Below are 19,951 nucleotides of genomic sequence, written 5' to 3' on the forward strand. Positions count from 1 at the left end.
CAACTACTTCATGAAAGATTTTGCCATTCCGGCCTCACGCAATACGGCGACTGTCGCGCCGGTCGATGAGGTCCTGCCAATTACGCAAATGATTCTCTATGGATTGCAGCACGTGCTGGTGATGTACGCCGGAGCGGTGGCGGTACCGCTGGTGGTGGGTAACGCGGTCGGTTTGCCTGCGGAGCATATTATTTTATTAATCAGCGCCGATTTGTTTATTTGCGGCGCCGCAACCATCGTGCAATCGATGGGCATCAAGCAGTGGTTGGGCTGCCGCTTACCGCTGATCCAGGGCTGTACTTTCGCCGCGCTGATCCCGATGGTGCTTATCGGCAAAGAGTACGGTATCGGGGCGATCTCCGGCTCGGTTATCGTCTCCGGCATTTTTATCCTCTGCTGCGCGCCGTGGATTAGCCGTCTCATTCGCTTCTTTCCGAAGGTGGTGATGGGTGGCATTGTGACGCTGATCGGCCTCTCTATTATGCCGGTCGCGGGAGGATGGATTGGCGGCGGCAGCAGCGAGATGGCCGGTTTCGGCGATCTCTTCTCGCTGCTGATGGCGGCCATCACGCTGGTCATTATTCTTAACCTTTATACCTTCGCCACCGGCGTGGTCAAGAACACCTCGGTGCTGATCGGGCTGGTGATCGGCACTATTTTATGGAGCTTCTTCAAGCCGCTGGATTTTAACCTCGTCAACGCTACGCCTTGGCTGCATCTGCCACAGGTGATGCAGTTCGCCCGGCCTGAGTTTCATATCGTGCCGGTCGCCCTGCTGTCGATGGTCATGGTGGTGGTGATGGTCGAAACCATGTCGTCCATCATGGCGACCGGCGATATCGTCGGTAAACAGGTCACGGCCAGCATGCTGCGTAACGGCCTGAATACCTGCGGACTGGCGACGACGATCTGCGGCTTCTTCAACCTGTTTCCCTACGCGGCCTTCGCGCAGAACGTCGGCCTGATTGGTCTGACCGGCGTACGCAGCCGCTTCGTGGTGTCGGTCTCGGGCGTCATTCTGATGCTAATGGGCATTTTCGCCAAAATGGCGGCGCTGGTGGTACTGATTCCGAAACCGATCCTCGGCGGCGCCGGTATCGTTATGTTCGGCATGGTTGCCGTTTCCGGTATTCGTACTCTCGGCCAGGTCAACTATCGCAACAATAACAATGGGATGGTCGTCGCGCTCACCCTTGGTCTCGGCATGATGCCGGTACTGGTGCCGAATCTGTTTACCCAGTTCCCGCCGATGATGCAGCTGTTTCTGCATAGCGGCATCACTATCGGCACCCTGACGGCGATTGTCGCCAACCTGACGCTGAACGGCAGCGTGCCGTTCCGTATTTCTCACGATGTCCCGGAACCGGACCCGGCGCCGCCGAGCGCGGCTGCCCGCAACATGGCCGTGCGTACGGTACGCATGTGGCTGCTGCTGCGCAAGGTACAGAAAGGTCAAACCGCCGCTGACGGCCAGGAGTGATTATGTCTATGTCGCAACGTCTGCTTTTTGCACTGTTGATGATGGCCCTGATGGCGGTTCCCGCCATCCAGGACGCCATTACCCTCGGAATTAACAGCCGTTTTATCTATCTGTTGCCGTACTATTTTTAAGGAGTCACACGATGGAAAAAGTAACCACCGTCTGTCCCTACTGCGCCGCTGGCTGTAAGCTGCGGCTGGTGGTGGACGACGGCATGGTCGTCGGCGCCGAAGCGGCCATGGGGAAAAACAATCAGGGAACCCTGTGTCTGAAAGGCTATTATGGCTGGGACTTCATTAACGATACCCAGATCCTGACCCCGCGTCTCAAAACCCCCATGATCCGTCGTAAGCGTGGCGGCAAACTGGAAGCCGTCTCCTGGGACGAGGCGCTCGATTACGTCGCCACCCGCCTTGGCGCCATTAAAGAAAAATATGGCCCGGACGCGATCCAGACCACCGGCTCCTCCCGCGGGACCGGTAATGAAACCAACTACGTGATGCAAAAATTCGCGCGCGCCGTTATTGGTACCAATAACGTCGACTGCTGCGCTCGCGTCTGACACGGCCCTTCGGTTGCAGGTCTGCACCAGTCGGTCGGTAACGGCGCCATGAGTAATGCCATCACGGAGATTGATAACACCGATCTGGTGTTTATCTTCGGTTACAACCCGGCGGATTCCCACCCTATCGTGGCGAATCACGTCATTAACGCCAAACGCAACGGGGCAAAAATCATCGTCTGCGACCCGCGCAAGATTGAAACCGCGCGCATCGCCGACATGCACATCGCGCTGAAGAACGGCTCGAATATCGCGCTGCTCAACGCCATTGGCCACGTTATTATTGAAGAGGATCTGTACGATAAATCCTTCGTCGCCAGCCGTTCCGAGGGCTTCGAGGAGTATCGCAAAATCGTCGAAGGCTACACGCCGGAGTCGGTGGAAGAGATAACCGGCGTCAGCGCTCAGGAGATCCGCGCCTGCGCCCGGATGTACGCCAGCGCCAAATCCGCCGCCATCCTGTGGGGCATGGGCGTCACCCAGTTCTACCAGGGCGTGGAGACCGTGCGGTCGCTGACCAGCCTCGCGATCCTCACCGGCAACCTCGGCAAGCCGAGCGTCGGCGTCAACCCGGTACGCGGACAGAACAACGTTCAGGGCGCCTGCGATATGGGCGCGCTGCCGGATACCTATCCGGGCTACCAGTACGTTAAGTTCCCGGAAAACCGCGAGAAGTTTGCCAGAGCGTGGGGCGTCGACAGCCTGCCGGAACATACCGGCTACCGCATCAGCGAGCTGCCGCACCGCGCCGAACACGGCGAAGTCCGCGCGGCGTACATTATGGGCGAGGATCCGCTGCAGACCGATGCCGAGCTTTCCGCGGTGCGCAAGGCGTTTGAACAGCTGGAACTGGTTATCGTCCAGGATATTTTCATGACCAAAACCGCCGCCGCGGCCGACGTCATCCTGCCGTCCACCTCGTGGGGCGAGCACGAAGGTGTGTATACCGCAGCGGACCGCGGCTTCCAGCGCTTCTTTAAAGCGGTGGAGCCAAAGTGGGACCTGAAAACCGACTGGCAGATCATCAGCGAAATCGCCACCCGGATGGGCTATCCGATGCACTACAACAACACCCAGGAGATCTGGGATGAGTTGCGGCATCTGTGCCCGGACTTCTACGGCGCCACCTATGAGAAAATGGGCGAGCTCGGCTACGTCATGTGGCCATGCCGCGATGAGTCCGACACCGACCAGGGGACGTCGTATCTGTTTAAAGAGACGTTCTCTACGCCGAGTGGTAAAGCCCAGTTTTTCACCTGCAACTGGGTCGCGCCGGGAGATAAACTTTCTGAACAGTACCCGATGGTGCTCTCAACGGTGCGCGAAGTCGGTCACTACTCGTGCCGTTCGATGACCGGTAACTGTGCGGCCTTAAGCAGGCTTGCGGATGAACCGGGCTATGCGCAAATCAACACCGCCGACGCCGAACGGTTAGGCATCGAGGATGAAGCGCTGGTGTGGGTCAACTCGCGTAAGGGGCGCATCATCACCCGCGCGCAGGTCAGCGATCGGCCGAATAAAGGCGCGGTGTATATGACCTACCAGTGGTGGATCGGCGCCTGTAACGAGCTGGTGTCGGAGAACCTGAGCCCGATAACCAAAACGCCGGAGTACAAGTACTGCGCGGTTAACGTTGAGCGGATTGCCGATCAGCGCGCGGCGGAGCAGTACGTGATCGACGAGTACAACAAGCTGAAAGCCCGCCTGCGCGAAAGCGCGATGGGTTAAGGTTCGACGGCCATACCCGATATCCGGGAACCTCCCCCGGTGGCGCTTACGCTTACCGGGGCTACCGACCGAATACCGAACCGTAGCCCGGATAAGGCGCCATGCGCCGCTATCCGGGAATCCTCCGCCGGCGGCGCTTACGCTTACCGGGGCTACCAACCGAATACCGAACCGTAACCCGGATAAGGCGCGATGCGCCGCTATCCGGGAACCCTCCCCAGTGGCGCTTACGCTTACCGGGGCTACCGACCGACTACCGAACCGTAGCCCGGATAAGGCGCGATGCGCCGCTATCCGGGAACCCTCCCCAGTGGCGCTTACGCTTACCGGGGCTACCGACCGACTACCGAACCGTAGCCCGGATAAGGCGCCATGTGCCGCTATCCGGGAACCCTCCCCGGTGGCGCTTACGCTTACCGGGGCTACCAACCGAATACCGAACCGTAGCCCGGATAAGGCGCCATGCGCCGCTATCCGGGAACCCTCCCCGGTAGCGCTTACGCTTACCGGGGCTACCAACCGACTACCGAACCGTCGCCCGGATAAGGCGCCATGCGCCGCTATCCGGGAACCCTCCCCGGTAGCGCTTACGCTTACCGGGGCTACCAACCGAATACCGAACCGTAACCCGGATAAGGCGCTGTGCGCCGCTATCCGGGAACCCTCCCCCGGTGGCGCTTACGCTTACCGGGGCTACCGACCGACTACCGAACCGTAGCCCGGATAAGGCGCCATGTGCCGCTATCCGGGAATCCTCCCCCGGCGGCGCTTACGCTTACCGGGGCTACCAACCGAATACCGAACCGTAGCCCGGATAAGGCGCTGTGCGCCGCTATCCGGGAATCCTCCCCCGGCGGCGCTTACGCTTACCGGGGCTACCAACCGAATACCGAACCGTAGCCCGGATAAGGCGCCATGCGCCGCTATCCGGGAACCCTCCCCGGTAGCGCTTACGCTTACCGGGGCTACCAACCGACTACCGAACCGTAGCCCGGATAAGGCGCCATGCGCCGCTATCCGGGAATTCTCCCCCGGTGGCGCCTTATCCGGCCACCAAATAGCACAAAACAGCAGCCCCGGTACAAGATCACGATTTAATCGCGTGTTGAATGGAGTCAATAATCGGCTGATAGCCGGTACAGCGGCACATATTGCCTTCTAATACATCCTTTATTTGCGTTTCGTCCGGGTGCGGCTCTTTGGTTAACAACTCGGTGGCGCTGACCAATACTCCCGGCGTACAGAACCCGCACTGCACGCCGCCCTTCTCAATAAACGCATCCTGTAATTTTTGCGTAATCGGATTATCGTTTAACCCTTCCAGGGTCTCGATCTCCGCTTCATCACACTGTTCGGCCAGTACCAGACAAGAACAAACGGCGTTACCGTCCATCAGCACCGTGCAGGCGCCGCATTCGCCAATCGAACATCCCTCTTTGGTGGCGGTAAGATGCAATGTATCCCGCACCAGATCCAATAGGCGCATATTGCCTTCTACTTTTGCTTCCACCAGCTTGCCGTTTACCTTCACTTTAATTGTGCTCATAGCTTTATCCTGTACAGGGCGCTCTGGCGCCCTGATTGAATCATTAAATCCCTGAGGCCCGTTGCGCCTCGGCCATCATGTCGCGGAACATATTGACGAACACCGGCTGCTTATATGCCGCCGACCAGCGCTTACCGATGGCCGCATAGATAAGCTTGTCCAGCACCTCGCAGGCACTGTTAATCGTGTCGCTATTTAACGGTTTCCCTAACAGGCAGCGTTCAATATCCAACAACCGCTGCGGCTTGCTGAACAGCGCGCCGTCCACCAGACGGCAGTAGCTCACCGTGCCATCATCAGCAAAATCGAGCAGCGCGCTCAGGCTCTGACGGGTGATGTTGAGGGCGTTGCGCCGCCCTAACTGGTGATAAAACCCTTTCGCCTGCGGGCGCGCCGGCGGCGGCAGTATCACTTTGGTCAGCAGTTCATCCGGCTGGCGCTGGGTCTTGTAGCCGGACAGCAAGAACTCGGCCAGACCGAGGGTGCGTACGCCATTTAGCGAGCGCAGTTCGATGCGCGCGTCATAGAGGATGGCAGGCGGAATGGAATCGCCGCAGGGCGCGGCGTTGACGATATTGCCGCCGATGGTGGCGCGGTTGCGGATCTGGTGCGAACCGACGGTATGACAGGCCTGCACCAGCAGCGGGTAACGTTCGCGCAGCAGCGGATGATCGGTAATACGGTTAAAGGTCATCGCTCCGCCAATGATGACCTCATGGCTGACCGGATCTTCGCTCACCTGCGTCAACTCCGGCAGACGGGAAATATCAACCAGCCGCATCGCGCGGGTTTGCAGACGCCCCTGCACAATTACATCGGTACCGCCGGCGATAGCCGTCACGCCCTCTTGCGCCAGCAGAGTTAACGCCTCCTGCAGGCTTTTCGCGCGAGTCACTTCCACGTCAGTGAGACGCAGCACCTGCTTCTTGTTTTCCGCCTCCAGCATCATTTCGCTTTGGCGAACCGGCTTTTTCAGGTTGTAGCCGAGGATCACCTGTTCAAGGGTCAGCGGTAATTTATTAAACCGCGTCTCGAGGGCGAAACTTACCGCGTTGTTGATAGCCGCCGCCGCGAGTTCCGTGGCCGGCTCGCCGATCCCCTTCGCCCCCAGAGGCCCGGCGATATCCGGGTTTTCTACGCCGATAATCGTCATCGGCGGAATATCTTTCATCGTCGGCAGCAGGTAGCTGTCGAAGTTTTCCGATTTGACCCGGCCGTTTTCAATGTTGAAGTCTTCCAGTAGCGCATAGCCGAAACCCTGCGCCACCCCGCCGTAAACCTGGCCTTCAAAACCCACCGGGTTGAGTACCCGGCCCACGTCATGGGCGGCGGTAACATGCAGCAAATCGGTTTTACCGGTGCTGGTATTCACCCGTACCTCCGCCACCTGGCAGCCGTAGACCCAGGTAAAGTACGGGCTGCCGCAGCCTTTTTCTTCATCCCAATGAATGGGCGGCGGCACGAACCAGCCGTACTCGGTCAGGCTGACGCTGGCCCATTTGGTCTTATTAACCGCGGTTTTGAAGTCAATACGCCGTTCACTATCCTGGGCGTTGATGATAAAGCCATCCTGCCACAGGGTTTCTTCCAACTCACGGGTACCGATGCTGTCGCCGACGACGCTGAGAATACGGCGTTTTATCTTGTCCGCGGCGTCAAGAATCGCCCCGCCGCCGACCATAGTCCCGCGGGTCGCCGCCGTCGATCCGCCGTCGCCGATAACCGAGGTCGGCGGCTCCATAAAATGCAGTTCCGACAGTGGAATACCAAAGGCTTCCGCGGCGATTAGCGACATCGCGGTTTGCAGACCCTGACCGTTTTCCGATACCGATGTCGCCAGATTGACGCTACCGTCTTCATTGACCTGGATAAGCGCCGTCGAAGTATCAACCCCTTCCGCGCCAATGGAACAGCCGCGATAGCTCAGCGCCAGGCCAATACCATATCGATAAACGCCACCTTTTTGGTTCAATTCACGATAGTGCTGGCGTTTTGCCGCAAATTCCGAGGCATTCACCGCCTTACTCAGGACTTCAGTCGCCGAGACGGTGTGTTTATCAAACCGCTGCCCGGTGACCGAGGTATCTCCCTGACGCAGCGCATTCACTTCACGCACCGCCACCGGCGAGAGATTGAGCACTTCGGCAATTTCATCCATAAAGGATTCGTTGGCGTAAACCACCTGTGGTGAACCGAAACCACGCATCGCCGAGGTATAGCTGTTGTTGGTATAGACGGCTTTGACGTCGATATGGACGTTATCAATATTGTACGGCCCCGCCGCCTGCACCGAAGAACGCCAGGTGACGAACGGGGAAGACGCCGCATAGCCGCCGCTGTCGGCAAGAATATCGATTTTGATCGCCAGAATACGCCCGTTGTCGTCCACCCCGGCCCGATACTTCATTTTATAAGGGTGGCGCTTACAGCTTTCGATAATGGACTGCTCGCGGGTGTAGGTAAATTTAACCGGACGACCGGTAAGCCGCGTCATCAATGCGGAACGGCAGGCCAGATGATCGATGATGTCGTCTTTCCCGCCGAACGAGCCGCCCATCACCGCGCGTTTGACGTTAATCTGGCTTTGCGGACAGCCCATAAACTTAGCCACGAAGCTGCGTACGCGGTGCGGGTTCTGAATGGAGCCGGAGATAATCAGGCTACCATCGGTAGGATCAAGCCAGGTCAGTACGACTTCCGGTTCGATGTAGGCGTGTTCCTGGAAGCCCACTTCATATTCACGTTCAATCACGTGACTGGCTTCGGCAAAGCCTTTGGCGATGTCGCCTTTAACGGTGTGGTGATGGGCGGCGATATTATCGCTGCGCTCCGGGTGAATTCGCCGGGCGTCCGCCGCCAGCGCGGCTTCTACGTCCGTTAGCGGCTCATAAGGCGTATAGCGCACATGAATTTTATCCGCCGCTTCGCAGGCGGCTTCATAACTGGTTGCCGCCACCACGGCGACGACATCGCCGTGGAAGACCACCTCGTCTTTGACGATAGGCAGATAATCTTTGACGATGATCCCCACGACCGGTGTACCGGGGATATCCTGCCAGGTGGCGATTTTTACTACGCCTGCAACATTCAGCGCCTCGCTAAGATCTATCGCCTCGATTTTCCCGGCGGGTATATCCGCAAAGCGGCAAACGCCATACAGCATACCCGGTAAGGTAATATCGTCGCCATAAACGGCCGTTCCTTTGACTTTCGCCAGTCCATCCACGCGCCGTAGCGGCGCTGAAGGTGAAGCACACATAACAGTCCCCTCAATGATTATCCGTTGCGGGCAATCCCGGGTTCGCTAAACGTCGCGCTATCCATAACCCATGGGAAAAGCCACTTCACCGATAACAAATCCAAGATTTGTGCCAGAAATCAATGAGGTGCTGCGTAAGCTTCGTTTTTGTGAGTCGCCGCGCAAAATACGGCTAAAGTGCGGAGAAAATAGCGCTACTAAGGCCGAGGCCCACAGGCCAGAAACATTTCGCCGCCATTTTTATCAAAGTGATAGCCCGGTTTTCTCAAATTAATAATTTGCCCCTGTACTAGACGGTATAGATACGGATCTCGTGTTCACGGAAAGCATCCCGGTATTTACGGCTAATGTTTTCCTCCACCACCAGCACATCAATGGCGCTGCTTTCAGCTACCACAAAACGCGCGACGGCGGGGATTTTATCTGAGGTTAAGCCAACGATAATCTCACTGCACTGTTTGATAACCGCTTTCTTAAATTCACAATCGGCGTGATCAAAGCCGGTTAAACCTGACTCCGGAGCCATCGCGCAGCCGCCAATAAACCCCTGGTCGAAGAGGATCCCCTGTACCTGGGCCACCGCCGATGCGCCGACACAACCGCCAGCCGCGCGTTGCACCAGACCTCCGAGCATCACAACCTCGTAAAGCGGTTTTTTAAGCAGAACCGCCGCGATTTCCGGAGAATTGGTAACCACGGTTAAGGCCAGTTCGCCCGGTAGCGCTTCCGCCATTGCCAGATTAGTGGTGCCGGTATCAATAAAAATACAGCCGCCCGGTTTCACTAGCTGTGCGCACTTCTGTGCGATCCTGCTCTTTGTTGCCCTGTTTTTCTCTTTACGTTCGCTGTACTCCATGGATTCCGGCAGGGTCATCACCGCGCCGCCGTAGACTTTCTTACAATATCCTTCTTTGCTCAACTCATGAAGATCGCGGCGAATAGTATGTTCAGAGACCTGTAAGCGCTGGGCCAAATCGGCGCAGACGACCCTACCGTCCTCCTGCAGGATCTGACAAATCAGCGCTTGTCGTTGCTGAGGGAAAGCAGCATAATCGAGCACAATAACTCCTTTAAATAAACATAACGAGCAGCAAAGAGCATAATCATTCACTCATGCGCATGCTGTCAACCCGAACCCTTACGAGGTAAATCATGAAAGTTGCCCACATCGCCCTCTGGACCCGCCATCTTGAGCAACAAGCACGCTTTTGGGTGGAGTTTTTTGCCGGTGAAATCAACGAAAAATACCACAGTAAAACCAATCCTGGTTTTGAATCCTACTTTGTAAAAATTGGCTCTGACCTGGCAATTGAGTTAATGGCTAAACCCGGCTTACAGGACTCGCCCCGCGATAACAACCATACGGGGTGGGCGCATCTGGCGATCGCCGTCGGCGGCGCGGAACAGGTTAATGCGTTAGCCAAACGCGCTGAAATGGCGGGCATTTTAGTCTCTGCCCCACGCACCACCGGTGATGGCTATTATGAGGCGGTTATCAAAGACCCGGATGGTAACCTGGTGGAAATCGTCGCATAGTAAGGGAAACCCACATGAAGGAGTCAATCGTGGCACATTATCGCGTCATTGATAAAGCGAGCTGGCCTCGCCTGGATCATTTTACGTTCTACCGTACCTTTGCCAATCCCAGCTTCAATCTGTGCGTACCGGTCGAAGCGCAACAGTTGTATACCTGCGCGAAGGACCACGGCGTCTCCTTCTTTCAACTGGCATTATTCGGCCTGTTGCGCGCGGCCAACGCCGTACCGCAGCTAAGACAGCGCCTGCGCAACGACGATATCATCGAATATGACGCCATCTCGGTGATGACGCCGATCATGACGACCAGCGAAGGTTTTCGGCAGGTATGGTGCGATAACGCCGCTGATTTCCCCGCGTTTAGCGCCGCCGCAACGCCGCGCATTGAGGCCGCAAGAAGCACCAATCCCTCACCGCTTATTGTGGAAGAAGAAAATTTCTTTTGCGCCAGTTGCCTGCCGTGGCTGCACTTCAGCGCCATGACCCATGCGGAATACTACGTTGGCGCGGCGGTGCCCGCCCTGACGTGGGGGAAACTGAAAAATGGCATCATTCCGGTTGCCGGCCGATTTAATCACGCTTTTGTGGATGGCCTGCACGCCAGCCGTTTTTATGCCGAAGTTGAATATTATTTCGCCAATCCGCAGGCTCTGTGGCTGCCGGTTGAGGCCCGCGATTAGCTGCCGCGGCATATAGAACAATCCACTATGACTTCCCCGAAAACCGGCATTATATTGCCGGTTTTTTGCTAATGCGAAATGGCTATAAACCATAGCGTTTCGTTGTTAGACAGTATTCAGCGCGCCTCTTATCTTCGTCATGAATTGTAAATAACAACGCAATCATTTGATGAGGTAGCACTTTTGTCCAGATTACGGCAAGGATTAAAAACCAGACAAACGCGCTTCGCGCTGGCGCTGAAAGTGGCGCTACTCGGTAGCATGGTGGCATTTTCTTCTGTCGCCAACGCCGACGATATCCTTAAAGAAGGGATCACTCCCGCAACCGATGCCAGCCAGATCCCGGCAAGCGCCAAACTGCGTAAAGACACGGTGGTGGCCGGCATTTCCGAACCGCAGGGGATCTTTAACCCTTACTTCTTCGTCAACGGCTGGGATGAGAACGTCACCAACGTTATTTTCTCGCGCCTGATTGACTGGGACAGTCAGGGGAAGCTGGTGCCGGGGCTGGCTGAGAGCTGGACGGTGAGCGCGGATAACAAAGTCTATACCATCAAATTACGCCCTAACCTGACCTTCAGCGACGGATCGCCACTCACCGCGGAGGATGTCGCCTTTACGCTGACCGTTCTGCTCGACCCGAAATATGACGGCGACACCGATATTACTCTGGCCAATATCGCCGGCGGCGCAGAATATAAAGCCGGCAAAGCCGATAGCGTGAGCGGCCTGAAAGTTATCGATCCGCTGACCCTGCAGGTTACCACCACTCAGCCGGGCGCGACGACGCTGGCGAAAATCTGCGGTCCGGTATTATCAAAAGCCTGGTACGGCAAAGGGTATCAACGCGGAAATCTGGATTATCTGCGTTCTCTGCACGGAAAACCGCTGGGTAACGGCCCGTATGTCTACGATAAATATATTCCCGGTCAGGAGATTCGCTTCCACGCCAACACGCATTTTTACCGCGGTACGCCGCCAACGCCACGCTTTATCTATCGCGTGACCAATCCGTCCACCAATTTCCAGTTATTCCAGACCGGCGAAACCGACTACGACGCCTTCACCTCGCGTCCGGATGATATTGAGCAGCTTAAGATGCTCGGTTTTGCCAATATCAACCTCTACGGTTCCAGCGACTACAGCCAGGTGGAGTTCAACATCCATCGCCCGGCGCTACAGGATAAAAAAGTGCGTCAGGCGCTGATTTACGGGCTTGACCGCCAGAAGTTAATCGACGTGGTGTATCAGGGATACGGCAAGGTAGCCATTGAACCGATCGCGCCTATTTCCTGGGCTTTCAACGCGCAGGGCGTCAACCCCTATCATTACGATCCGGCGCAGGCGAAAAAACTGCTCGATGAAGCGGGCTGGCTGCCTGGCGCCGATGGCATCCGCGTGAAAGACGGTAAACGGCTGGAGCTGACCCTGCTGGCGAGCAAAAAAGTCATTAACGACGCGCTGATTCCGATTGCCAAAGAGAACTGGCGGCAGATCGGCGTGCTGCTGAAACCGCAGGTGGTTGATTTCAACGCGCTGATGGCGCAGCGCAAAGCGGGTAATTACGATCTGGCGTCGTTTAGCACCAGCACTCTCAACGATCCGCATGACGGCGTGTGGGACTTCTACAGCAGCGAAGCCAAAGAGTCGGGCTACCACAATGCTGAAGTCGATAAGCTTATCAATGCGGGTAACGCGGTGCTGGATGTCGAACAACGCAAGCCTATCTATCACCAGCTGTACCAGGTGCTGGCCGAGGATCCGCCGGTTATCTTGCTTGGATACCGGGAGATTCTTTCCGCCAGCAGCGCCCGCGTGACCGGCTTTAAGCCGGATATCTATAACGGCCTCACCGGCAGTTTGCCGGACGTGAAAATCGTGAAGTAAATCCCCCAGCCGCCGGCCTCCCCGGCGGCTGATGTGAGAATGTTATGAAAAATTTCATCCTGAGGCGCTTATTGCAAACGCTGCCGATGCTGCTGCTGGCCTCCTTTATCATTTTTATGCTCTTTGCCAAAACCCCCGGCGACTTTATCGATGGCAATATCACCTTGACGGCCGCCCGCGCCGCCGAACTGAAGGCGATATACGGCCTCGACCAGCCGCTTTTCACCCGCTACCTTCACTGGCTGGGGCAACTGCTGCGCGGGGATTTAGGCTTCTCGCTGCAATACCAAATTCCAGTCAGCCAGCTACTGAACCAGTACATCTGGAACTCCTTCCTGCTGGCAAGCGTGGCGCTGGTTTTCTACTGGGGTATCGGCCTGACGGTTGGCGTGGTCTCCGCGCTCAGACCTAATTCCTGGTTTGATCATCTGGTGAGTATCGCGGTGTTCGCCGCCATGTCCTTTCCCACCTTTTTCCTCTGCCTGCTGCTAATTAAGTGGTTTGCCGTCGACCTTCACTGGCTGCCGGTAGGCGGGATGACCAATACCGGCAGCGACGATAGCGGCTGGCAGTATGTGCTGCAGGTCGCCGCCCATCTGGTACTACCGGTACTGGCGCTGGTGATGCTGCAGGCCGGTAGCCTGACGCGCTATTTTCGCGCCAGCATGCTCGACGTGGTGAAGATGGATTTCATTCGTACCGCCCGTGCTAAAGGTCTGCGAGAACGCACGGTTATCATGAAACACGCGCTGCGCAATGCGCTACTGCCGGTCATCACCCTGCTTGGCTTTGAACTGCCGGGATTGTTCTCTGGCGCCATCATTACCGAAAAAGTATTTAACTGGCCGGGGGCCGGACACATTCATATCGATTCGCTGGCCGCTCGCGATTATCCGGTATTGATGGGGTTTACCCTGTTTCTGGCGGTGCTGACGATCATCGGTAATTTACTGGCCGATGTGCTCTACGCGTGGGCCGATCCGCGCATTCGAGTGAGGTAATGATGATAACTTCCCTGTTTGGCCACCGTCGCCGCCTGCGCCAGGCGACAATCCCCGCGCTCGCGCAAATAACTCCCTCTCCATGGCATCAGGCGTGGCGCCAACTGCGCCGCAACCGAATGGCGATGCTGTGTTTAATCCTGCTTGCGGTGATGGCCCTGTGGTGCGCGCTCGGGCCGATGTGGTCGCCGTGGAAAGATGACGCCACCGATGCGCTGATGATCAACAAACCACCTGGCGCCGAACACTGGTTAGGTACCGATTTTCTTGGCCGCGATATCTATACGCGTTTACTGCTGGCCGGGCGCATTTCACTGATAATCGGCCTGTTGACTATGCTGCTGTCGGTAACGCTGGGCTACCTGCTGGGAGCGCTGTCGGGCTATGTCGGCGGGCTCACCGATAAACTGATTATGCGTCTGGCCGATCTGGTGATGACGATACCCGGCCTGCCATTATTAATCGTCGCCGGCGCGATGCTCTCCGAGCTCGACTTTTCGCCGGATTCCCGCATCTGGATGGTCGTAATTATGCTCAGCCTGCTGGAGTGGCCGAAGCTGGCGCGGCTGGTGCGCGGGCAGTGCCTGTCGCTACGCGAACGCGATTTTATGCTGGCGACGCAGGTACTGGGACTCTCGGCGCGTCGTCGGCTGTTCGGTCACCTGCTGCCCAATACCATCCCGATTCTGGTGGTGATGGCGACAATGGCGGTCGCTAACGCCATTCTGAGCGAATCGGCGCTGAGCTATCTCGGCCTCGGCGTGGTACCGCCGACACCATCGTGGGGCAACATGATGGATGCTGCTAACAGCCTGATTGATTTTCAGCGGCGACCGTGGCTATGGATGCCTCCCGGGATTGCCATCTTTATTACTGTGATTGCTATTAATGTGCTGGGCGACGGCCTGCGCGACGCAATGGACCCGAAAATGAAACAGAGGCTGAAATGAGCACGCCATTAATTTCTTTTAAGCAACTTTCTGTCTCTTTCGCTGCTGAAGGTAGCCGGGTGCGCGCGGTACAGGAGGTCTCTTTTTCGATTCAGGCCGGGCAAACGGTAGGTATCGTCGGTGAGTCCGGCTGCGGCAAAAGCGTGACCGCCATGTCGTTAATGGGCCTGCTGCCTCCCCAGGCCGCTCGCATTGACGGCGGCGAGATCCATTTCGAAGGACGCGATCTGCTCAAGCTGAAAGCCCGTCACATGGCCGACCTGCGCGGCAACCAGTTGGCGATGATCTTCCAGGAGCCGATGTCGGCGCTCAACCCGGTACTGACCATAGGCGAACAGCTCTGCGAGCCGCTAATACGTCATCGCGGCGACTCGCCGCAAGCCGCCTGGCAGCGCGCAATACAACTGTTAAACGAGGTTGGACTGGCGCGCAGCGAAAGCCTGATGACGAACTATCCACACCAGCTTTCCGGCGGCATGCTACAGCGGGTAATGATCGCCATGGCGCTGAGCTGCCGGCCAAAATTATTAATAGCGGATGAACCGACAACCGCGCTGGATGTCACCGTACAGGCGCAGATCCTGCGACTGCTGCGCGACCGCGCGCGCGAAAACCAGATGGCTCTGCTGCTGATCACCCACGATCTGGGAGTGATCGCACAGATGGCCGAACGGGTAGTGGTGATGTATGCCGGGCGGGTCGTCGAACAGGGAACCACCGCCGAGGTACTGCGCCAGCCGCAGCATCCCTATACCCGCGGTCTTATCGCCTCTCGCCCGGTGCCGGGCGCACGCCGCCGGCGGCTGTACTCCATTCCCGGCCAGGTACCGGATCTCGCGCAACTGCCTGCGGGCTGCGCGTTTGCCGATCGCTGCCAACAGGCAACCGCGCGCTGCCGCCAGGATACACCGCCACTTTTGGGGCCCTCTCACCAGGCGGCCTGTTTTTATAGTGAATTCACGGAGTCGGTGGCATGAATCAGCCCTATGTAATTGAAGTTAATGGCTTGAAAAAGTATTTTCCGCTGCGCGACGGCCTGTTCGGCCAGCAGACCGGGGAACTGCGCGCGGTCGATGACGTCAGTTTTAATATCCGTCCGGGAACGATTTTCGGCCTCGTCGGAGAATCCGGTAGCGGTAAAACCACCGTTGGCCGCACCTTGCTTGGATTGTATGAAAAAACCGCCGGCAGCATTAAATTCCGCGGTCAGGAGTTATCCGAACTGTCAGCGGCAGCAATGCAGGCTTTACGGCCAAAAATTCAGCTGGTATTTCAGGACCCCTATAGTTCACTGAATCCACGCATCCGCATCGGCGAGGCGATTGGCGAGGCGATGCTGCAGCATAAACTGTGCACGCGCGCTGAACTCTATGAGAAAGTCATTGCGGTGATGAAGATATGCGGGCTGGCGCCTCAGCATTACCACCGTTTTCCGCATGAATTTTCCGGTGGTCAGCGGCAGCGCATCGGCATCGCCCGCGCGCTAATTCTGAATCCGGACTTTATCGTCGCCGATGAACCCATTTCCGCACTCGATGTGTCGATTCAGGCGCAGATTATCAATCTGTTTGCCGACCTGCGCGACGAACGTGGCGTCACTTTTCTATTCATCTCACATGACCTCGGGGTAGTGGAGCATCTGTGCGACGACGTGGCGGTGATGTACCTCGGTCAACTGGTGGAAACGGCCAGCCGCGATGCGCTGTTTAGCCGCCCTCTTCATCCCTATACCCAGGCGCTGCTGGCCGCTGTCCCCACGCTGGATCCTGATAGCGAGCCGCTGGCGGTCGTTCAGGGGGAAATTCCCGACCCTTCCCGACCGCCTGCTGGCTGCCGCTTTTCATCTCGCTGCCCGCAGGCAAACGAACGTTGCCGTCGCGAACCGCCGCGTCTACGCGAAATCGCGCCGGGGCACCAGGTCGCCTGTCATGAAATTGAGGCTGAATCGCGCGTGGTTATCGCATAACAATAACGGCAATAAGATCATCGTTTAGCGGCAAATTTTGCCGCTATCATCTCCGCTGTCGGCTGTATTCCTCCGAGGCTCCACTGTTCCGGCTCGTGTTCATCAATACGGATCCAGACGGACTGACGGAATTGCGGATCGCCCCGGCCTTCAATTTCCACCATGAGGTCAGTCATGCGACGCAGCAGTTCATTCTTCTGCTCAGTGGTCATGATCCCTTTAATCGTTTGCACATTAACAAAAGGCACAGTATTCTCCTGATTAACTGAGTCTATATTTCAAACTCAGGTTAGGAGATAACCTAAATCATGTCAAAATATAATTCATCCCCTTACCTGCCCGCGGAACTTTGCGGCCTGGCGGAAAGCGCTAAAATTGTTGGCGATCAATGGATTTTATTGATTTTAAGAGAGGCGTTTTACGGCGTGACGCGTTTCGAAACGATTCGCGTTCATACCGGAATGAGCAAACAGACGTTAACTCAGCGTTTAAAATTGATGGTTGATATGGGGCTACTACGTAAACTTCCCTATCGCGAAGCGGGGGCGCGTGAGCGTTATGAATATACGCTGACCGAAAAGAGCCGCAGCCTGGCGCCGGTCCTTTTTGCCCTGATGGAATGGGGACATCAGCAACTCTTGCATACGTCGCCGCATATCCAGTTAGTAGATAAAACCAGCGGTGCGCCGGTGTCTCTGGCCTACGTCAATGCCGCAGGGCAGCGTATTGCGCAAAGCGATGTTCAGATAGTAAAAGTCCAGGATTGACCCCTGCAACACGCGGGCTGTCAGCCAGTAACAGGTCCCGTTTCCGGGACCTGTTTCGTGTAAGGAGGTTATTCCTCCAGCGCGTAGGCGATGATATCGTCACCGACGTCCGGCGAGTGGCTGGCGCCGCCGGCGGAAATCAGCACATACTCTTTGCCTGTTTTCGGCGATTTGTAGACCAGCGGCGCCGCTACCGCGCCAACCGGCAAGCGAGCGCGCCACAGCTCTTTACCGCTGGCGGAATCCAGCGCCCGCAGGTAGTTATCCTGGGTACCGGCGAAGAATACCAGCCCAGAGGCGGTAGAGGTTGGGCCGCCCAGGGTCGGCATTCCCAGCGGGATATGCAGATGGGTTTTCATCCCCAGCGGACCGGTATCTTCTACCGAGCCCATCGGCACCTGCCACAAGAGCTGACGGCTGTTCAGGTCAATAGCGCTCATGGTACCAAACGGCGGGGTATTACAGGGCACGCCCAGCGCGGACTGCAGGATGTCGATACGCACGCCGCCGTAAGGCCCGGCAACTTGCGGGCGAACGGTGCCCATAAAGCCTGGGACTTCGTCGGTGGAGACTTTGTATTTCGCCATCTCCTCTTTACGCACCAGCGACATCCGCAACGGCATACGCATATCGTTGACGAACAGCGTACCGGTACGTTCATCGATGGTGATACCGCCCCAGTTCATGCCGCCGAGCAGGCTTGGCCACTCGATATACGGTTTCTCTGACGGCGGCGTATACATGCCAAGGTAGGTCGACTCTTTAAAATCGATACGGCACATCAGTTGGTCGAACGGCGTCACGCCCCACATTGATTTTTCGCTCAGCGGCTCGACGCCTAACTGCGGCATGCCGGTAGAGAACGGCTGGGTGGCAGACAGATGCTCGCCCTCCGCTCCCTGATGAGCGACCGGCAGTTCTTCGACGCGGGTCACCGGTTTGCCGGTGCGGCGGTCGAGCACGTAAATCTGTCCGGTTTTGGTGGTCTGGATCAGAACCGGGACGTCCTCGCCCTGCTCGTTTTTCATGTGGAACAGTACCGGCTGCGATGGCAGGTCGTAATCCCAGATATCGTGGTGAACGGTCTGGAAAACCCATTTTGTTTTACCGGTACTGGCATCCACCGCCACCACCGCGGAGCCATATTTCTCTTTCGCTTCATTCCGATCTCCGCCCCAGTAGTCCGGCGGCCCGTTACCGGTCGGCAGATAAACCAGATTCAGCTCTTTATCAAAGCCGGGAATGGTCCACACGTTCGGCGTTTCGAGCGTATAAACGCGGCCTTTTTCCGGGTCGGTGATATTTTCCGGCTTGCCGACATCCCAGGCCCAGACGACTTTACCATCGCGTACGTCAAAAGCGCGTACGACCCCGGATGGCTCGCCGTGTACGATATCGCGTACCCAGCCGCCCAGCACCGCAATATGCCCCATGATCACCGGCGTTGAAGTCGGATGGTAGCGTTTGCTGTTTTCGGTGTCGCCCATGCCCTGCTTCAGATCCACGCTGCCGTGGTCGCCGAAGTCATCGCACAGTTCGCCGGTTTTTGCATTCAGCGCCAGCAGGCGCGCATCCACGGTCGATACCATGATCCGCTGCGGACACTGTTGCAGCACCGGGCTCGCTTTTTCTTCCGCGCTGAGCGTATCGTCGCTCTGCACATCATAGTAACCCACGCCGCGGCAGGTCACATGTTCCGCCGTCTGCGCGTGCGGGTCAAAGCGCCAGCGCGCCTTGCCGGTATCGGCATCAATGGCGGTCACCACGTTAAGCGGCGTACAGGAATACAGCGTATCGCCAATTTGCAGCGGCGTATTTTCGTCAACGCCAATGGCCGGGCCGGTCAGGCGGCGGCCTGTGTGGTAGGTCCAGGCAACTTTCAGCTTATGAACGTTTTCCGGGGTAATATCTGTATACGGCGCAAAACGGGTGCCGGAGGCATCGCGGCCGAAGAATTCCCAGTTATCGCTTTTTGCCGCCTGCGTCGCGCTGTTGCCATTCGCCGCTTTCACGACGCCATTATGGATGCCGCCGTGCGGGTAGAACGCCGAAACCAGCGTCGCCAGCAGCGCAATAAAGATAACCGTCGCGCTCCAGTTCGCCAGACGCACGCGAGCCACCGGCATCGCCGCCGCCAGCCATAGGGCCAGCATCAGCATCAGCGCAGGAACCACCAGACGAGGGATCAAGCCCCAGTAGCTGAGCTGCACTTCATACAGCGCCCAGGCCAGCGTTAACAGAAAGGTAAGAACAGCAAGAGGAAGCGCGTATTGACTACGAGTGAAGTAACCGACGGCGATGATGAGATAAGCGAGACCGGCTAACAGATACCAGGCGCTGCCGCCGAGCGAGAGCAGCTTGCCCCCCCAGATAGTTAAGAAAATCCCAATGCCAAAACTCAGTAACACAAAAAGCAATCGGTATATGGTGAAGAAGATCCTTCGACCATGACCTTTTTGTTCGTCCATATTTCATCCCATTCGACATATGTCGATATAACCAAAGCATTTATTTTAAAGCGCCGATCGATAAGCGATGCCGTACAGCGCAGTTAACCTGTTGGTTGGACGCCCCAAACCAGGGCGAAGA

Annotated in this window: 18 protein-coding genes; 13 read left to right on the plus strand and 5 right to left on the minus strand. The window is 57.1% G+C overall.

All coding sequences use genetic code 11. From position 1 onward, the window contains the following. The first annotated feature begins 10 nt into the window (after positions 1–10). The 5 genes from AC22LX_RS03605 to AC22LX_RS03625 are packed head-to-tail and all read left to right on the plus strand — an operon-like array spanning position 11 to position 4,488. A complete protein-coding gene (locus tag AC22LX_RS03605) occupies positions 11–1,480 on the plus strand; it encodes a nucleobase:cation symporter-2 family protein (protein ID WP_015366914.1) in 1,470 nt (489 codons plus the stop codon). A gap of 2 nt (positions 1,481–1,482) precedes the next feature. Further along, the gene (locus AC22LX_RS03610; RefSeq protein ID WP_015366915.1) at positions 1,483–1,611 is read left to right on the plus strand and encodes a hypothetical protein; all 129 of its coding nucleotides are present in this window, start codon (positions 1,483–1,485) and stop codon (positions 1,609–1,611) included. A gap of 11 nt (positions 1,612–1,622) precedes the next feature. Beyond that, positions 1,623–3,770, plus strand: coding sequence for a formate dehydrogenase subunit alpha (gene fdhF, locus AC22LX_RS03615; protein ID WP_487333750.1), 2,148 nt, complete (start codon positions 1,623–1,625; stop codon positions 3,768–3,770). 39 nt (positions 3,771–3,809) lie between these two features. Further along, complete coding sequence (locus AC22LX_RS03620) at positions 3,810–3,947, plus strand: hypothetical protein (RefSeq protein WP_224107528.1); 138 nt, start codon at positions 3,810–3,812, stop codon at positions 3,945–3,947. A gap of 43 nt (positions 3,948–3,990) precedes the next feature. Then, complete coding sequence (locus AC22LX_RS03625; RefSeq protein WP_487333751.1) at positions 3,991–4,488, plus strand: hypothetical protein; 498 nt, start codon at positions 3,991–3,993, stop codon at positions 4,486–4,488. Positions 4,489–4,857: 369 nt separating this feature from the next. Here AC22LX_RS03625 and AC22LX_RS03630 read toward each other — a convergent pair whose 3' ends face one another. The 3 genes from AC22LX_RS03630 to AC22LX_RS03640 form a co-directional block, all read right to left on the minus strand. Continuing rightward, positions 4,858–5,316: a (2Fe-2S)-binding protein gene (locus AC22LX_RS03630; RefSeq protein ID WP_045397656.1), complete on the minus strand. Its 459-nt coding sequence runs from the start codon at positions 5,314–5,316 to the stop codon at positions 4,858–4,860. Between the two features lie 43 nt (positions 5,317–5,359). Beyond that, on the minus strand, positions 5,360–8,575 hold the full coding sequence (locus AC22LX_RS03635) for a molybdopterin cofactor-binding domain-containing protein (protein ID WP_045397658.1): 3,216 nt from the start codon (positions 8,573–8,575) through the stop codon (positions 5,360–5,362). A 289-nt stretch (positions 8,576–8,864) separates the two neighbouring features. Beyond that, entirely contained in the window at positions 8,865–9,635 is a 771-nt protein-coding gene (locus AC22LX_RS03640) for a DeoR/GlpR family DNA-binding transcription regulator (protein ID WP_045397662.1), read from the minus strand. Positions 9,636–9,727: 92 nt separating this feature from the next. On the opposite strand from AC22LX_RS03640, the gene AC22LX_RS03645 reads away from it, so the two are divergent. The 7 genes from AC22LX_RS03645 (at position 9,728) to AC22LX_RS03675 (ending at position 16,595) form a co-directional block, all read left to right on the plus strand. Beyond that, positions 9,728–10,111: a VOC family protein gene (locus AC22LX_RS03645; protein ID WP_045397664.1), complete on the plus strand. Its 384-nt coding sequence runs from the start codon at positions 9,728–9,730 to the stop codon at positions 10,109–10,111. Positions 10,112–10,140: 29 nt separating this feature from the next. Next, on the plus strand, positions 10,141–10,791 hold the full coding sequence (locus AC22LX_RS03650; RefSeq protein ID WP_045397692.1) for a CatA-like O-acetyltransferase, family 1: 651 nt from the start codon (positions 10,141–10,143) through the stop codon (positions 10,789–10,791). Positions 10,792–10,974: 183 nt separating this feature from the next. Further along, entirely contained in the window at positions 10,975–12,678 is a 1,704-nt protein-coding gene (locus AC22LX_RS03655) for an ABC transporter substrate-binding protein (RefSeq protein ID WP_487333752.1), read from the plus strand. A gap of 44 nt (positions 12,679–12,722) precedes the next feature. Beyond that, a complete protein-coding gene (locus AC22LX_RS03660) occupies positions 12,723–13,679 on the plus strand; it encodes an ABC transporter permease (RefSeq protein ID WP_015705201.1) in 957 nt (318 codons plus the stop codon). A gap of 2 nt (positions 13,680–13,681) precedes the next feature. Beyond that, entirely contained in the window at positions 13,682–14,629 is a 948-nt protein-coding gene (opp4C, locus tag AC22LX_RS03665) for an oligopeptide ABC transporter permease (protein ID WP_045397668.1), read from the plus strand. Continuing rightward, positions 14,626–15,606: an ABC transporter ATP-binding protein gene (locus tag AC22LX_RS03670; protein ID WP_047050612.1), complete on the plus strand. Its 981-nt coding sequence runs from the start codon at positions 14,626–14,628 to the stop codon at positions 15,604–15,606. Before opp4C ends, AC22LX_RS03670 begins: the two co-directional genes overlap by 4 nt. After that, positions 15,603–16,595 (plus strand): ABC transporter ATP-binding protein, encoded by a 993-nt coding sequence (locus tag AC22LX_RS03675; RefSeq protein ID WP_047050611.1) that lies wholly within the window; start codon positions 15,603–15,605, stop codon positions 16,593–16,595. Before AC22LX_RS03670 ends, AC22LX_RS03675 begins: the two co-directional genes overlap by 4 nt. 17 nt (positions 16,596–16,612) lie before the next feature. Here the strand turns inward: AC22LX_RS03675 and AC22LX_RS03680 are convergent, their stop codons facing one another. Continuing rightward, a complete protein-coding gene (locus AC22LX_RS03680; RefSeq protein ID WP_047050609.1) occupies positions 16,613–16,843 on the minus strand; it encodes a tautomerase family protein in 231 nt (76 codons plus the stop codon). A gap of 60 nt (positions 16,844–16,903) precedes the next feature. Here AC22LX_RS03680 and AC22LX_RS03685 point away from each other — a divergent pair, with 60 nt between their 5' ends. Then, complete coding sequence (locus AC22LX_RS03685; RefSeq protein WP_047050607.1) at positions 16,904–17,362, plus strand: winged helix-turn-helix transcriptional regulator; 459 nt, start codon at positions 16,904–16,906, stop codon at positions 17,360–17,362. Between the two features lie 68 nt (positions 17,363–17,430). On the opposite strand, the gene AC22LX_RS03690 is transcribed toward AC22LX_RS03685, so the two are convergent. Then, on the minus strand, positions 17,431–19,830 hold the full coding sequence (locus tag AC22LX_RS03690; protein ID WP_045397677.1) for a membrane-bound PQQ-dependent dehydrogenase, glucose/quinate/shikimate family: 2,400 nt from the start codon (positions 19,828–19,830) through the stop codon (positions 17,431–17,433). Positions 19,831–19,951: the final 121 nt, after the last annotated feature.

This window comes from Klebsiella sp. PK01 (genome assembly GCF_057624675.1).

Excerpts from the sequence above, each read along its gene's own strand:
- AC22LX_RS03635 (WP_045397658.1), bottom strand. The coding sequence starts at position 8,575 with ATGTGTGCTTCACCTTCAGCGCCGCTACGGCGCGTGGATGGACTGGCG.
- opp4C (WP_045397668.1), top strand. The coding sequence starts at position 13,682 with ATGATAACTTCCCTGTTTGGCCACCGTCGCCGCCTGCGCCAGGCGACA.
- AC22LX_RS03670 (WP_047050612.1), top strand. The coding sequence starts at position 14,626 with ATGAGCACGCCATTAATTTCTTTTAAGCAACTTTCTGTCTCTTTCGCT.
- AC22LX_RS03675 (WP_047050611.1), top strand. The coding sequence starts at position 15,603 with ATGAATCAGCCCTATGTAATTGAAGTTAATGGCTTGAAAAAGTATTTT.
- AC22LX_RS03660 (WP_015705201.1), top strand. The coding sequence starts at position 12,723 with ATGAAAAATTTCATCCTGAGGCGCTTATTGCAAACGCTGCCGATGCTG.
- AC22LX_RS03685 (WP_047050607.1), top strand. The coding sequence starts at position 16,904 with ATGTCAAAATATAATTCATCCCCTTACCTGCCCGCGGAACTTTGCGGC.
- AC22LX_RS03630 (WP_045397656.1), bottom strand. The coding sequence starts at position 5,316 with ATGAGCACAATTAAAGTGAAGGTAAACGGCAAGCTGGTGGAAGCAAAA.
- AC22LX_RS03690 (WP_045397677.1), bottom strand. The coding sequence starts at position 19,830 with ATGGACGAACAAAAAGGTCATGGTCGAAGGATCTTCTTCACCATATAC.
- AC22LX_RS03605 (WP_015366914.1), top strand. The coding sequence starts at position 11 with ATGAAAGATTTTGCCATTCCGGCCTCACGCAATACGGCGACTGTCGCG.
- AC22LX_RS03645 (WP_045397664.1), top strand. The coding sequence starts at position 9,728 with ATGAAAGTTGCCCACATCGCCCTCTGGACCCGCCATCTTGAGCAACAA.
- AC22LX_RS03610 (WP_015366915.1), top strand. The coding sequence starts at position 1,483 with ATGTCTATGTCGCAACGTCTGCTTTTTGCACTGTTGATGATGGCCCTG.